Source organism: Cytobacillus oceanisediminis, from assembly GCF_003182355.1.
Classification (GTDB): Bacteria; Bacillota; Bacilli; order Bacillales; family Cytobacillaceae; genus Cytobacillus; species Cytobacillus oceanisediminis_A.
The window spans coordinates 1-13,707 of record NZ_QGTW01000016.1; the positions used below are offsets into that span (position 1 = coordinate 1).

Here is a 13,707-nt window from a genome sequence, read left to right on the forward strand (position 1 = left end):
CTGTGATATAAATTGAAACGCCGTATACGCGAACCGTACGTACGGTGTTGTGAGAGGGGCGAAAATAATACATTTATTTTCCCTCTACTCGATTTTGGTAAGGGTGGGATGGTGAAGATGAATAGTGGATGGGAGCAAGTTTTCAGCACGCAATTGGCACAAAGCAGAGAAGATCGTCGTCGTAGAGAATCCATATCTACCTAATTGGAAAGAAGGAAGGAAAAGTCGTCATGGAGCAGTCATGTCGACTTTAATAGGAAAAAGTGTCATCATGAAGAGTTTTTGACGGCCCAGAATGTGGATTTGATAGAAAGGATTGTCGTATAAGTATTTAAAAAGACCAATTTTAGGGTGTAAAAGAATGATCGTTCTCTACATAAGGCCGAGCAGCAATTTTAACCAATAAAAGTACAAAAAAATTCTCCAACGTACAGGATTACCTGCCACCAAAACAGGGAAAAGCTAAAATAAAAGTAAATTTTTATGCACTTAATAAAGAAGTCGAAATAGCAGTAAAGAATGTTAATCTCCCACCAAGAATCCTCTTAATGATCCGATTTCTACGCATTCGACAAAATTAGTGAAAGTTTTTGACATCTTCAGACAGATTCCTTATTTTTGTTTCCTTATAATTGAAAGAAATGGATAGTCCCGGAAGGAGGGGCCGAATGAGAGCTTATCAACTGTATTTAATAGAAGATGAATTTGCGTCCCATTATTTTGGAAGAGAGCGTATGTTTTTTCAGTTGTTTGAGGAGTTTGAGCATTCGTCCGGTGAAATGAAGTCTATTCTTTTGAAACAGATCGATTTTGTCACAAAATCCATCCCGGGGTTACGGTTACATCAATATATTCACCAGCAGCTTCAAAGGAAAAAGGACTTTTTCATAGAAAAAAGTGCATACTATATAGAGATGAATAAAAAAAGCAAGGCGAAGCTTGAAGTGTTTGACCGGTGTCTGGTTTTAGAAGCGGCAGGCAGCTACGAGGCTGAGACGCTATTTTTCGAGGTGCTGCGAAAAAGCGAGTCTTCCTTTCTGGCTGTTGATCTTCAGCATAAGCGCTACGGGTGGCTAAAACCGATTAAAGAAAGAAAATTCGTCTAAAATAAGAGAAAATATGAAGCAAATATTGTATAATAACCTTTGGTCTAGTACACTGTATGATAGACAACATGAAGGAGGAAGTATTTATGTGGATGTATATTCTAGTCGGTATACTGGCGCTTCTTGCTGGTGTAGCACTAGGATTTTTCATTGCTCGAAAATACATGATGAGCTACCTAGAGAAAAATCCGCCAATTAACGAACAAATGCTTAAAATGATGATGATGCAAATGGGCATGAAGCCATCACAAAAGAAGATCAACCAAATGATGAATGCCATGAACAAGCAGACTGGCAAGTAATCAGGGTCAAGCGATAGGATATGTAAGGGTTTCTCTGTAATTACTTAACCCTCACCATTTAACAATTAGCCACTTATTTTTCTGTTGAAAACTTAGCAGAGAAGAGTGGTTTTTTGTTTTTAAGAGGTTGTTTTAAAAAAGCGTTTAAATCAAATGTAGGGCAGAAGAGGTCAATCTATCGTCATAAAAATATTCCTTGGCTGTTAATCCTGATTTCAGCGAGTAGGCTAATAAAGTAAGGAGACACATAATTAATATTTTAACACTTTTATGCGTTTTCGCTTTATCGTATTGAAAAAATACTTTGAATAGTGTTATACTTTAATTGGTCGAACTATTCAAACAGTTGACCCCCTATAATTCTTTAGAGCTTAGAGTATTCTAGGCTCTCTTTTTATGCAATTAGACATTGGAATGGGTCTGCAGAGGGTGAAACTTATATAGAAGAGGAAATTCTTTTTGAGTAAATGCTGATGATGAAAATGCGCATGAAGCCTAACAAAAGAAGATCAACCAAATGATGAATGCCATGAACAATCAGACTGGCAAGTAATCACGGACAAGCTTCCCATCAACGGCCACTCTTCTGTTAAAAACAGGAGGGTGTTTTTTTATGAATTCAATGAAACCTTCCTCAAAACCAGCCGTAAATATACTATGACAAATCATGAAAGGAAAGAACAAATGAAAAAATTACTGCTAACCGGGCTCCTTGCCATTTCAATGTTATTAAGCGGCTGTTCATTTTTAGGGGAAGTGAATAATTCCATTGACTATGTAAACCAGGCGACTGAACATATCAATACACTAAATAACTTTGCGGAAGAGGCAGCAGCGGATCCAGCATTAAAACAAGAGCTTGAGGATCGATTGATTACTCTTAAACAGGATGTAGAGGAATTTATCGCATTGAATGACATCCCAACGATAGCGGAGGATATTCATCAGGAATTAGTGAATCAAAATGAGGCGCTTCTTGCTGAGATCAACAAAGTATTAGAGAATGGTAAACTTGCACTGGATAAGCTGGAGAGTTCAGAGGTGTTTACAACAATTAATGAAGTAACCAGTTTAATAAATAGAATCGAATCATTAGGACAATAAAGCATCCACGAGGGTGCTTTTTCTTTGCTAATAAAAATCTTCCTTATTTTTGAAATATTTGTTAAACTATTTAAGCTATTATCATGTTACGGTATTCGGAGGATAGGGTATGAAGGTCTTTTTGGATTTGATGTGGTTTTTTAAACAGGAGAAAAAAGCGTATGTAAACGGGATAATTCTGCTGTTATTTGTGGCGCTTTTGCAGCTGGTTCCGCCAAAAGTAGTCGGGATTGTGGTCGACTCGATTAAAAATGGAGAGCTGACAGCACAAAGGCTTTTGATGTGGATTGGGCTCCTGGCTGTTGTTGCGCTTATGATGTATGTGCTTCGTTATTATTGGAGGATCATGATTTTTGGATCGGCGGTTAAGCTCTCAAACTTATTGAGGAATAAGCTTTATCACCATTTTACAAAAATGTCCCAGTCTTTTTACCAGAAAAAGCGAGTCGGTGATTTGATGGCACACGCGACAAACGATCTTCAGGCTATTCAGCAGACTGCAGGAGCAGGGGTTCTCACATTTGTGGATTCACTGGCGACAGGCGGCTTCGTGATTATCGCCATGGCTACGACGATCAGCTGGAAGCTTACGCTTATCAGCTTGATTCCGATGCCATTTATGGCACTTCTTACGAGCTGGTATGGGACGCTTCTGCATAAACGATTCCACAAGGCGCAGGAGGCTTTTTCTTCATTAAATGATAAAACACAGGAGAGCGTATCCGGGATCAAAGTCATTAAAACCTTTGGACAGGAAAAACAGGATATTGAAGATTTTCGTAAACAATCGGAAGATGTGGTGCAAAAGAATATTTCGGTTGCCAAAGTTGACTCTTTATTTGACCCAACCATTTCAATCATTGTCGGGATCTCTTTCTTTTTATCCATTGCGTTCGGATCAAGATATGTATTGGCAGGAGAATTAACGATTGGGCAGCTTGTGTCGTTTACAACATATTTGGGGCTGCTCATTTGGCCGATGCTTGCATTTGGCTGGCTGTTCAATATCGTGGAGAGAGGCCGTGCTTCGTATGACCGTGTTTCCGCTTTGCTTGCAGAAGAAATCGATATCAAAGATGATCAGTCTGGCATCAATGAAGTGCCAAGCGGGGATATTGAATACAAAATTGAGGAGTTCACTTACCCGGGAGAAAATGAAGCACTGCTTAAAGATATTCATTTTAGGCTGCAAAGGGGCGAGACTCTTGGGATTGTCGGGAAAACAGGTACGGGTAAAACAACTCTGCTGAAACTTTTGATTCGCGAGTTTGAAGGCTATAAGGGGAAAATCCTTTTTGCAGAACATCCAATTGACCTCTATAAAATGGAGAAGCTGAGGGAAGCGATTGGGTATGTACCCCAGGAACACTTCCTGTTTTCGGCCACTGTTGCAGAAAATATTGCTTTTACAAGGCCGGATGCCGGGCTTGAAAAGGTCTACGCTGCAGCAAAGCTCGCCAATATCCATGAGGATATTCTCGAATTTACGGATGGATATCAAACGGTTGTTGGCGAGAGAGGCGTATCCCTTTCTGGCGGGCAAAAGCAGCGGATCTCCATTGCGAGAGCATTGCTCATGAATCCGGAGGTATTAATTTTGGATGACTCCCTTTCTGCAGTCGATGCCAAAACTGAGGAAGCGATCCTGACTTCATTAAGAGAAGAGCGGGCAGGCAAAACCACGATAATTACCGCTCATCGCCTTAGTGCCATCCAGCATGCGAATCTCATTCTTGTCCTGGATGAAGGAAAGATTGTTCAGCGGGGGACGCATGATGATTTGATGGCTGAAGAGGGCTGGTATAAGGATATGTATTTGCGCCAGCAGCTTGAAGAGCTTGTGGAGCATGGGGGATAAGAAAATGGAAAAAACACCAGTTATGAAAGGAAAAGAGCAGCGAAAGGTCCTGTTCCGGCTGCTCTCCTATACAAAACCGCATAAGAAAACGATTCTGCTAGCATTCAGTCTGCTCCTGGTAACCACGATAGGAGACATATTGGGGCCGATTCTGGTAAAAATCTTCATCGATGATTATTTGACACCAAGAAATCTGGTTTTTGAGCCGTTATTTGCTTTGGGTGCTGCATACCTGGGCATTCAGATTATGAATGTGCTGGTTTCTTATTTTCAGCTGTTAAAGTTCCAGGAAATCGCTTTGAAAATCATCCAGCAGCTTCGTGTAGACGTTTTTTCAAAAGTACAGTCATTGGGCTTAAAATACTTTGATAAAACGCCTGCGGGCAGCATTGTTTCAAGGGTAACGAATGATACGGAAGCGATCAAAGATATGTTCGTGAGTGTTTTAGTCACGTTCATTCAGGGAGCTTTCCTCCTGACAGGGATATTTGTGGCGATGTTCATTTTAAACGTAAAGCTTGCGTTGTTCTGTCTGGTGATACTGCCGATCCTTTTTATGATTATGAGAACCTATCGGAAATACAGTTCAGTTTTTTATAAGGATCTGAGGGAAAGGCTGAGCCAGCTGAATGCGAAGCTTAGCGAATCATTGCAGGGGATGTCCATTATTCAGGTGTTCAGGCAGGAAAATAGGCTGCGGAAGGAATTTGGCCATATTAATGAGCAGCATTATAATGCCGGAATGCGGAATATCAAAATGGATGGACTGTTATTGAGACCGGCTATCGACCTTGTTTATGTGCTTGCCCTTATCATAGTATTGAGTTTCTTTGGGATTTCTTCTTTTAATAGTCCCATTGAAATCGGGGTGCTTTATGCGTTTGTCAGCTATCTGGACCGTTTCTTTGAGCCGGTGAATCAGATCATGATGAGGCTTTCTATGTACCAGCAGGCCATCATTGCGGCTTCAAGAGCTTTCGCACTATTAGATGAAATAGAGCTTGCCCCACCGCAAAAGGAGAAGGACTCTGCCAAAATCACGGATGGGGAAATCGAGTTCAGAAACCTAAGCTTCTCCTATGACGGTAAACGGGATGTGCTGAAGAATATTTCTTTTACAGCAAAGCCGGGAGAAACAGTAGCGCTAGTAGGACATACGGGCAGTGGAAAAAGTTCAATTATCAACCTAATGATGCGTTTCTATGAATTTGAACGCGGAGATATCTTAATTGATGGAAAAAGCATTAAATCCTATCCAAAGGATGAACTCCGGACGAAGATGGGGCTCGTTCTTCAGGATCCTTTCCTTTTTTATGGAACGATCAAGGATAACATCAGGCTTTATACTGAGAATATGACAGATGATGAAATTGAAGCAGCAGCCCAGTTTGTTCAGGCGCATACGTTCATTAATAAATTGGAAGACGGCTATGACCATCAAGTGGCGGAAAGGGGTTCTACTTTTTCAAGCGGACAAAGACAGCTGATTGCCTTTGCGAGAACGATTGCTACCAATCCGAAGATTTTGGTGCTGGACGAAGCGACTGCGAATATCGATACAGAAACGGAAGAAGCGATCCAAATCGCATTGGAGAAAATGCGGAAGGGCAGAACAACCATTGCGATTGCTCACCGCCTTTCTACTATTCAGGATGCAGAATTGATCATTGTGCTTCATCAAGGGGAAATCGTTGAAAGAGGAACACATCAGGAGCTGCTTTCGAAACGCGGCTTATATCATAAGATGTACTTGCTTCAGAATGGATCTGCTGAAAAAGTGGAGGATGCGATCGGATAAGCTGGATAAAAGTAAAAAACACACGATCATTTAGTCCAATTTGAAAAATAAATTGGACTATTTTTTTTGCGTAAAAAATGACGTGAAATACTCATTGTCCATATGTTCTAATTTATGTTAAATTAAATGCTGGCTTATGAATAGAGATTGATAATTTTATAGGGGGATCATATGGCGCTAAAATATAAATGTCTAATCTTGGACCACGACGATACGGCAGTAAAAAGCACACCAGACATACATTATCCATCTTTTGTAGAAGCTCTTAAAAGCCTGCGGCCAAAAGAGGAACCGATTAGCCTTGAAGATTTTATTCGATACTGCTTCCATCCAGGGTTTTCTTCCTTGTGTAAGGATATCATTAAATTTACAGATAAAGAGCTTCAACATCAGCAAGAAATATGGAAGCGATATACCGAAACGACTGTGCCAGACTTTTATGAGCTTTTTGTTGAAACCATTCAAGAATTTAAAAAGCAAGGCGGAATTGTGACGGTTGTTTCTCATTCTGAGCGAACCCGAATTGAAAGAGATTATTCGATCCATTGCGGATTTTTGCCGGATGCAATCTTTGGATGGGAACTTCAAGAGCATCAAAGAAAACCACATCCTTATCCGATTAAGGAAATATTAAAACGCTTCAATCTCAAAGAAACGGAAGCACTTATGTTGGATGACTTAAAGCCTGGATTGGATATGGCAAGAAGCTGTCAGGTAGATTTTGCCGCTGCCGGTTGGTCTCACTGTATTCCTGAAATCAAAAAACAAATGAAAAGGGAATCGAACTATTACTTTGGTACAGTGGAAGAATTTAATAAATTTATATTATGTAAATAAAAAACGCTGTTTGTGTATTGAAAAAACGATCTGCTTCCGATGCAGATCGTTTTTCAATGGGTTTGCACTTTTTTAATAAAGATTCGATTGTATTCATTTAATAGGGCATCAAGTTCCTGGCTGTACTGGATTGCCGCCGAAGAGTTTAAGCCGCTTTTCATGGCCACTTGAATTAACTCCGTTCTCTTCTGTTCGATCAATGAAAGCAAGTCTTGTTTACACATGGCCAATAATTCCTCTCTGGTGGTTTCTCGTCGCATTATATGTAAAATTCAGCTGCCAATTACGTTCCATGTCAAATGCTGAAAGATAATAACAGAATTTGTTAAGATATACTATAGTATATCGAATTATGGTAATAAATTCAAAAGAAACTTCCTTTAAAGTTTAATAACATTTACATTAAAAAAACATGTTTTAGGTTGAAAATTAATATGGTTTATTATAGAGCTTGTTTAGGGATTTTTCCAGAGATGTAAGGGAGTTTCCAGTTAATACTTGTGAATTAAGCTGTAAGATTTTTAATGCCTTGTTACATTGGCCTGTTGATTTCCGCTGCAGGCACTCAGCGAACGCGGGCGGTCCGGGAGCCTCCTCGGCGCCATGCGCCTGTGGGGTCTCCCTTTGATCCATACTCCCGCAGGACTTTGAATAAGCATCCACGAGTAAACACCGCACGAAGGAAATGCGAATGCATTTTCCAAGGATCTCGTGCCTTCCGTTCCAACCAACAGGGTGCTAAAAAGAAAGTTGAGCAATAACAAAGACTTATAATAATTCTAATTCAGAATACCAAAAGAGGTATTTTTCTAGACACAAAACGTTCACATTCTATCCATTATCTTTTCAGCATGGTATTTGTTAGAATAAATAGGAACGAATGAGTATCAGGAGTTGTGACTATGACAGATTTAAATGTATTTATTGCGTTAGGGGCAGGGTTTTTAAGCTTTATATCGCCATGCTGCCTGCCATTATATCCGGCGTTTTTATCGTATATTACAGGAATGTCAGTAGGGGAGATAAAAGAAGAGAATGCCATGCTGCAAAGACGGAGCATGCTGCATACATTATTCTTCCTGCTTGGTTTTTCGGCGATTTTTATAGCGATTGGGTTTGGAACCACCTTTATCGGACGTTTCTTCAATGAATATCAGGATCTGATCCGCCAGCTTGGGGCCATTTTTATCTTCTTCTTCGGGCTGGTCGTAGTGGGAGTGATCAAGCCGGAATTCTTAATGAAGGAAAGGCGTTTCGAGTTTAAAAACCGTCCTGCTGGATTTCTGGGATCAATTTTAATCGGGATGGCATTTGCGGCCGGCTGGACACCGTGTACAGGGCCGATTCTAGGAGCAGTAATCTCTCTTGCTGCAGCTAACCCAGGATCAGCTATGGTCTATATGATTGCTTATATACTTGGTTTCGGAATTCCATTCTTCGTCCTTTCCTTCTTCGTCGGAAAGCTGCAATGGATCAAGCGAAACAGCGTCAAGATTATGAAAATTGGCGGTGTTTTAATGATGATCATGGGTGTTGTCCTGTTCTTTGACTGGATGACCAAGATTATCGCGATTTTATCACCTTTATTTGGCGGATTTACTGGTTTTTAAAAAATAGGCAGCACATTCAAATTGGGAATGTGCTGCTTTTTATTTGATATAAGTAAAAAGGGCTACTAGTCAAAAGTGTACTGGTCGAAATTTGTCGCACTTTTTAAATTGAAATTTGTCTGATAGTTCGATATATTGTAGTATGTGTTCTTTCAGCGTGGATAATTGTATTTTTGTGGAAGTGTTGCCATTTTACTATTCGGGGAGTTTGTTGTTTTATAATTTTGGGTATTTTTTACTATGAAAGAAGTATAATAGAGATAGAGCTTCCAATGCAGTACAAGGGGGAAACAGCGGTGGCAAGAATTTTAATAGTCGATGATGCAAAGTTTATGAGAGTCACGCTGGGCAGTATTCTAGCAAAAGCCGACCATGAAATTGTAGGAGAAGGGGAGAACGGCAAAGAAGCTGTACAGCTATATAGGGATCACCTTCCAGATCTTGTGATGATGGACATCACCATGCCGGAAATGACTGGACTTGAGGCCATGAAGGAAATAAAAAATGATCATCCCAATGCGAAGATTATCATGTGCTCTGCCATGGGTCAGCAGAAGGTAGTGGTCGAGTCCATTGAAGCGGGTGCAAAGGATTTTATTGTAAAGCCTTTTGATGAAGGGCGTGTATTGGAAGCGGTCAATAGGGTATTAAGATAAAAAGCTGACTCTGGGTACCCTGGACATAATGATGTGTCCGGGTATCAGATGGAGTTGGCTTTTTTAATTATAAGCTCTGTTAAATTTGCCTGTTGATTTCAGCACGAGGCACTCCCTTTCCGCTGCGGTAAGAAGCTCCTCGCCGCTTTGCTCCTGCGGGATCTCCCTTTGCTCCGCACTCCCGCAGGACGTTGAATAAGCATTCTCGTATAAACACCGCACGAAGAAAATGAGAATGCATTTTCGGGGAGTTCATGCCTTCCGCTCCAATCGACAGGGTGCTAAAAACAACAATAGCTTTAGCAGAGCCTAATTAATAGTGGACATTTTCAAAAATCGTATCTAAACCAAGCCTTTTAATATATAATAAGTAAAGTAATCTAATGAAACAGAGGATGAAATCGAATGGATTTTGTATTAATTTCATCAATCGGCGCCGTGTTTATGGCAATCTTCGTGATGTTCATCCGCATGAAAGCAGCCAAGAAGCCGGCTTCTGCCAAGAAAATCATCTTGCCGCCGATTTTCATGAGCACTGGTGCGCTCATGTTTGTCGTCCCCTATTTTCGAGTGACTCCAATGGAGATCCTGGAAGCTGCCACAGTGGGAATGCTGTTCTCCATCCTGCTGATCAAAACATCTTCCTTTGAAATCAGGGACAACGAAATCTACCTTAAGCGTTCAAAAGCATTTGCTTTTATATTGATAGGATTGCTTGTAGTACGGATTATTGGAAAAATGGTCCTTAGCTCAACGATTGACTATGGTGAGCTGAGCGGGATGTTCTGGATCCTTGCTTTTGCCATGATTGTGCCTTGGAGGATTGCGATGTATATGAATTATCGGAAGCTGCATCAGGAGCTTTATGGGGCGGGGAATCCGAAGACGACAATATAAGTAGAAGCTACCGGGTTTAGGTTCGGTAGCTTTTTTGTTTGCGCTCTGGTTCACTGGCCTGTTGATTTCCGCTGCAGGCACTCAGCAAACCGCGGGCGGTCCGGGAGCCTTCTCGGTGCTCCACACCTGCCGGGTCTCCCTTGGGTACGCTTTTCCCGCAGGAGTCTCGTGCCTTCCGCTCCAATCAACAGGGTGCTTATATACATTAAGCTTTTCACACTTTTTAAATAAAAAAAACCACTTCGGATCCCCGAAATGGCCTAAAACAAATGCTCATACGGTGTCATACTGATTTGTTTTTCTGTTAATTTTTTGCGCAGGAAGTTATGATCCCGTTTTGGGGTAGCTAAGATATATCCCCGAATCAAAAGATCCTGGTCAATTTTTGTTGCCTTTTCCTTTAAGGCAAGCTCGCCAATCTTCCCGGCAATCTTCATTCTCGCTACATCCCTGAACAGCTCAGGCACCGGACTAACGAGATCCTCCAGCAGATCCTTTTCCTCCTGCTGCCAAAGATGGCGCGTTTCATTCACATAATGCTCTTCCCAATCAAGATCTGATTTGCCATCCTCTTTCGGCATTCGCTTCAAAAATTTCCGGAACATGAAAAAGCCGCCTATCGCGAAGAATGAAATCAGAACCACAACCCAGAATAAAATAAACCACAAAAACCAGCCTTCAAGTTGCATTTCCTTCACCTACACACATAATTTTCTGTCCCTATTATAATCCTTGTGCACCCTTTTCGACAAGAAAGGAAGCATTAGTCTTGAAAGGAGCACCATTTGCCTTTATAATAATAAGAGTCTTTACGGGGCTGATTGGGGTGCTGGTGCCCTCCACGGTCTTCAAAACCGCTTGTGACCTGCGTGCCAGGTCAGCTGGGTTCGATTCCCAGGCGGTCCCGCCAAATAAGACTACAGCCGCAAGGGTTTAAGCCATAATCTGCCCTTTGCATTGGATTAAGCATACATAGGGATTTCCCGTACAGTTTTCGTTCAGTTTTAGGGAAGACTGTTAGGGACTGGCATAGAAGACTAATTGAGACTTTTCAAGAAGACTGTTTGATTCGTAGCTCGCTTAATTAATATTAAGGGGGCTTTTGTTATGCAAAAAAGGACAGTTAGCAGGAAATTCAGAAGGGAACAATCAGCACCAAAAACTAATGAGCAGACTTACACCATGACAGAGATGTTTGAAAGGTTCATGCTTATTAAAAAGTCAGAAGGGTTGGCCCGCCGCACTATTAAGGAGTATTACATCAATTTCGACTACTTTATGCGGTATACAGGAAAGGACTTAAGCCAGGAAGAAATGACAATGGAGCTTTTCTGCGGGTGGATAAGCCATATGGCGGAAGAAATGGAACTGGCCCCAGCTACCATTAATATACGGGTCCGTACCATGCGTTCATTTATACGCTTCTGCTATGAGGAGAAGGGATGGGTGACAGAACCTATTCATAGGCGATTTAAGCCTGTTAAGGCTCCTATTGATAACGTGGAATCCTTGACGACTGATGAAATACGGAAATTAATCGGGGCCATTGATAACGAATCTTATACAGGGTTCCGTACAAAAGTTATAGTCTTCGTCTTACTGGATACGATGGTCAGAGTCTGCGAGCTGGTAGACATAAAGCGGGAGAATATAGACTTGAAGAAGGGCTTTATTCAGCTTGAAGCAGCCGACACCAAGACAAGAGTTGCTCGGGTGGTTCCGCTATCCTTGAAAACCATCAAACTATTAGAGGATTACTTGCAGGAGACCGCTGAATTTGGCAATGAATATGCCTTTCTGACATATGAAGGGGTAAGAATATCTGAGGCTACTGTAAGGGATAACTTGGCTTTATACGGTAAAATAGCACAGATTAAGAATAAGCGGGTTTCCCCGCATACATTTCGTCATACAGCAGCCTTATTTTATATTTTGAATGGCGGGGACCCATTTAGTCTCCAGCGCATCTTAGGGCATTCACATATGAACATGGTACGCCGCTACATTCAAATGACGAGTACAGATGTTCAGATACAGCATAATAGCTATTCACCTATTAACTACCTGTATAAGTAAACCAGCGGAGCCGCCATCTTTTAAGGCGGCTCTTTTTAATTTTACTATGGCCGACGCGCTTTTGAAAACTGTGCACCTCTTTATTCTTCACCGTCTAATGCTTTTACTTCTTCAATGGTCCTGTCGAGTATTTCCTCCATTACTCGGTCTAACTCTTCTCTCTGTGCCTGAGTCATGTTTCTTTGTTGGAAAGAAGTGCTGCTGGCTATTTTCTTTAATTCATCTCGTATGGCCTTACGCTCATCTCTAGAAGGCATCTGCGTTTTTATCTCCTCCAGATAGCGTTTATGGGCTGAATCTCTGCGCTCCTTTTCGGCCATGTACTCCTCTTGACGCTTGGCAATCTCTTTACGCACAATTCCCATGTCCAGCGTTTCTAAGAATGTGCTTCTAGCATAATTGATGTCAGCCAGAAGATTGTCGTTGGTGATAGTCCGCTTGGCTACTCGGTAGTAATCTACTTGAAGAAAGAAAGTCATATTCTTTTGATATAGCTCTCTAGCCTCCTGTGCATAGATATATGCAGGTGCTTTTTCAGCTTGTGGGTTATACGTGCGGTACAAGTCATTCTGTCTGTGGAAAAAGTCTTTCCATACCTTACGGGCCCTGGTATCATACATGACGGCATTTGGTCCCTTCTGCCAGCCCCATTCAGTCTTTCTTTTCACACGGTGACTTTTTAAATCCTGCGGGCCGCCATTACGGATGTAGTCACGCTTCAAAAGATAGCCACGCAATCGTGTACATGTAGTCTTTACTGTCTCTTTATCCACTTGGTGCTTCTTAGCTAAGGTCTCATAAATTTCGGTAGCAAACAACACAAGAATTCCATCAGAAGTGTTCAGGATGTCTCCGTCTTCAATCAGAATGTTTATGTAATCCACGCCCCACTCTCTGTAATCCATAGATGGTATTAGCACCATCCTCCAGAATCCAGGAGGGATTGTGAATGTGAAGGTAGCTCTTGTACCTTTCCCAACTACCTCCACATCCTGCATCCCCATGCTTTCAAGGTGTTTTTTCTTCGCCATTGGATTCTTCTTGCGGGCGGTTGCTACTCCCCATTCAGTAAATGCTCTAAGTTGCTCATAATTCAATGTTACTTTATCCAATGTAGGTACCTCCATAATTTGGTCCCTTCTGTGACTCCTATTAGTAATATAAAGCTATATATAGTAAGAGTCACTAAAGGGACTAATTCTTTGATTGATAGGCTATCTTTTGTTACTCGGTGCAGTCATATTACTCTCATTTTGCCAAATAACATTCAGAGATAGCATGGTGGCTATAGAAGTACAATCACCCATCAATAATGGGAGAGTACCTGTAAGCACAGTCTTACAAATGATGTAGGGTTGTTACTCCCTTCTCCAACCATATGGATTAAAGGAGAGTTTCTCTGAGCACCCATGAAACAACAAGAGCTGACGGGTATTTCTAACCACCCATGATTGAATTAAGGG

General features: G+C 41.4%; 13 protein-coding genes, 1 tRNA gene and 1 pseudogene. 12 read left to right on the forward strand and 3 right to left on the reverse strand.

The genetic code is table 11. The annotated features are described in order from the left end of the window. Window positions 1–668: 668 nt before the first annotated feature. The 7 genes and pseudogenes from sirA to DFO73_RS23275 all read left to right on the forward strand — a co-directional run bounded on the left by sirA (window position 669) and on the right by DFO73_RS23275 (window position 7,005). Window positions 669–1,106, forward strand: a complete 438-nt coding sequence (gene sirA, locus DFO73_RS23250; RefSeq protein ID WP_110067088.1) for a sporulation inhibitor of replication protein SirA — start codon at window positions 669–671, stop codon at window positions 1,104–1,106. Between the two features lie 86 nt (window positions 1,107–1,192). Beyond that, window positions 1,193–1,408, forward strand: a complete 216-nt coding sequence (locus DFO73_RS23255; protein WP_026583317.1) for a YneF family protein — start codon at window positions 1,193–1,195, stop codon at window positions 1,406–1,408. A gap of 470 nt (window positions 1,409–1,878) precedes the next feature. Next, a pseudogene (locus tag DFO73_RS29690) lies at window positions 1,879–1,961 on the forward strand (YneF family protein); the annotation flags it as partial. Between the two features lie 131 nt (window positions 1,962–2,092). Further along, window positions 2,093–2,512 carry a DUF6376 family protein gene (locus DFO73_RS23260; RefSeq protein ID WP_258309714.1) on the forward strand — a complete coding sequence of 140 codons (420 nt, stop codon included), beginning with the start codon at window positions 2,093–2,095 and terminating at the stop codon, window positions 2,510–2,512. Window positions 2,513–2,621: 109 nt separating this feature from the next. After that, entirely contained in the window at window positions 2,622–4,370 is a 1,749-nt protein-coding gene (locus tag DFO73_RS23265) for an ABC transporter transmembrane domain-containing protein (RefSeq protein ID WP_110067090.1), read from the forward strand. Between the two features lie 4 nt (window positions 4,371–4,374). Beyond that, entirely contained in the window at window positions 4,375–6,168 is a 1,794-nt protein-coding gene (locus DFO73_RS23270) for an ABC transporter ATP-binding protein (RefSeq protein WP_110067091.1), read from the forward strand. Between the two features lie 171 nt (window positions 6,169–6,339). After that, on the forward strand, window positions 6,340–7,005 hold the full coding sequence (locus DFO73_RS23275; RefSeq protein ID WP_110067092.1) for an HAD family hydrolase: 666 nt from the start codon (window positions 6,340–6,342) through the stop codon (window positions 7,003–7,005). Between the two features lie 53 nt (window positions 7,006–7,058). On the opposite strand, the gene DFO73_RS23280 is transcribed toward DFO73_RS23275, so the two are convergent. Further along, window positions 7,059–7,229 (reverse strand): aspartyl-phosphate phosphatase Spo0E family protein, encoded by a 171-nt coding sequence (locus tag DFO73_RS23280; protein ID WP_110067093.1) that lies wholly within the window; start codon window positions 7,227–7,229, stop codon window positions 7,059–7,061. Window positions 7,230–7,907: 678 nt separating this feature from the next. On the opposite strand from DFO73_RS23280, the gene DFO73_RS23285 reads away from it, so the two are divergent. From DFO73_RS23285 to DFO73_RS23295, 3 genes are all read left to right on the forward strand, one after another. Continuing rightward, complete coding sequence (locus tag DFO73_RS23285) at window positions 7,908–8,615, forward strand: cytochrome c biogenesis CcdA family protein (RefSeq protein WP_110067094.1); 708 nt, start codon at window positions 7,908–7,910, stop codon at window positions 8,613–8,615. A gap of 296 nt (window positions 8,616–8,911) precedes the next feature. Beyond that, window positions 8,912–9,271 (forward strand): response regulator, encoded by a 360-nt coding sequence (locus DFO73_RS23290; RefSeq protein ID WP_110067095.1) that lies wholly within the window; start codon window positions 8,912–8,914, stop codon window positions 9,269–9,271. Window positions 9,272–9,676: 405 nt separating this feature from the next. After that, window positions 9,677–10,168, forward strand: coding sequence for a CcdC family protein (locus DFO73_RS23295; protein WP_110067096.1), 492 nt, complete (start codon window positions 9,677–9,679; stop codon window positions 10,166–10,168). A gap of 260 nt (window positions 10,169–10,428) precedes the next feature. Here DFO73_RS23295 and DFO73_RS23300 read toward each other — a convergent pair whose 3' ends face one another. Then, a complete protein-coding gene (locus tag DFO73_RS23300; RefSeq protein ID WP_110067097.1) occupies window positions 10,429–10,857 on the reverse strand; it encodes a DUF2621 domain-containing protein in 429 nt (142 codons plus the stop codon). Between the two features lie 124 nt (window positions 10,858–10,981). Between DFO73_RS23300 and DFO73_RS28880 the strand changes: the two genes are divergently transcribed. Both DFO73_RS28880 and DFO73_RS23305 read left to right on the forward strand, forming a co-directional pair. After that, window positions 10,982–11,078, forward strand: a tRNA-Sec gene (locus DFO73_RS28880). Window positions 11,079–11,275: 197 nt separating this feature from the next. Then, entirely contained in the window at window positions 11,276–12,244 is a 969-nt protein-coding gene (locus DFO73_RS23305; RefSeq protein ID WP_110067098.1) for a tyrosine-type recombinase/integrase, read from the forward strand. An 80-nt stretch (window positions 12,245–12,324) separates the two neighbouring features. Here the strand turns inward: DFO73_RS23305 and DFO73_RS23310 are convergent, their stop codons facing one another. Continuing rightward, complete coding sequence (locus DFO73_RS23310) at window positions 12,325–13,356, reverse strand: hypothetical protein (protein WP_110067099.1); 1,032 nt, start codon at window positions 13,354–13,356, stop codon at window positions 12,325–12,327. Window positions 13,357–13,707 lie beyond the last annotated feature (351 nt).